1 protein-coding gene is annotated in these 1,347 nt (G+C 70.0%); it reads right to left on the bottom strand.

The genetic code is table 11. The features are described 5' to 3' along the window. On the bottom strand, positions 1 to 1,185 hold a 1,185-nt coding region (locus E4099_RS32095; protein WP_135342599.1), incomplete at its 3' end, for an MFS transporter. Positions 1,186 to 1,347 lie beyond the last annotated feature (162 nt).

Here is a 1,347-nt window from a genome sequence, read left to right as displayed (position 1 = left end):
CGCCTTCTGGTCCGCCGCCCTGGAGCGCCGCGCACCCGCGGGGGCGCGGCGCTCCAGGGCGGCGGACCAGAAGGCGAGGGCGAGGGCCGCGGCGGCGAGGGCCGCACCGACCCAGTTGGGCGCGGTGTAGCCGAGGCCGGCGCTGATGACGATCCCGCCAAGCCAGGCCGACAGCGCGTTGCCGAGGTTGAACGCCCCGATGTTGACGGCGGAGGCCAGGGTGGGGGCACCGTGGGCCTGGTCCAGCACTCGCTTCTGCAGAGGCGGGACGGTGGCGAAGCCCAGGGCGCCCACCAGCAGGATGGTCACCGCGGCGAGGATCTTGTTGTGCGCCGTCAGGGTGAACAGGCCGAGCGTGACGGCCAGGCCACCGAGCGTGGTGTAGAGCATCGGCATCAGCTTGCGGTCGGCGTACTTGCCGCCGAGCAGGTTGCCGAGGAACATGCCGATGCCGAACAGCACCAGCAGCCAGGTGACCGCGCCCTCCGAGTAGCCGGCGACGTGGGTCATCATCGGGGCGATGTAGGTGATCGCGGCGAAGACACCGCCGAACCCGAGCACGGTCATCGCCATCGCGAGCAGTACCTGCGGGTTGCGGAACGCGGTCAGCTCACCGCGCAGGTGGGCACCCTCCGGGCGCGGCGCGGCGGGCACGAGCTTGGCGATGCCGAGCAGGCCGAGCACACCGAGCGAGGCGACGACGACGAAGGTGGTGCGCCAGCCGACGGCCTGGCCGATGAAGGTGCCCAGCGGTACGCCGACGATGTTGGCGATGGTCAGTCCGGTGAACATGGTGGCGATGGCCCCGGCCTTCTTGTCCGACGCGACCAGGTCGGCGGCGACCACCGCACCGATGCCGAAGAAGGCGCCGTGGGCCAGCGAGGTCACGATGCGCCCGGCCAGCATCACCGGGAAGGACGGCGCGAACGCGGAGAGCAGGTTGCCGACCACGAAGAGGCCCATCAGCAGCATGAGCATCGTCTTCCGGCTGGTCCTGGTGCCGAGCACCGTCATCAGCGGCGCGCCGATGACGACGCCCAGGGCGTAGCCGGTGACGAGCAGACCGGCGGTGGGGATGGAGACGCCGTAGTCGCCGGCGATCTCGGGCAGCAGGCCCATGATCACGAACTCGGTGGTGCCGATCCCGAAAGCCCCAATGGCCAGGGCGAGAAGCGCGAGTGGCATGTGATGCAACCCTCCATGCAGTTGCTGGTGCGCCTTACGAGCTTCGACAATAGTTGCACGCGCGCTATAAATGCAAGTGCGGGCATTCCGCCTTGGTCTAGAACGTGGACGGGTGGGGCTCCGGCGCCTTCGCGGCGCCGTGCGGCGGGTGGGGTTTCCGGG

The sequence above is a fragment of the Streptomyces palmae genome, assembly GCF_004684805.1.
In the GTDB taxonomy this organism is placed as follows: Bacteria; Actinomycetota; Actinomycetes; order Streptomycetales; family Streptomycetaceae; genus Streptomyces; species Streptomyces palmae.
The sequence above is the reverse complement of the archived record's forward strand: the minus strand, read 5'-3'. Positions and strand labels throughout refer to the sequence as shown.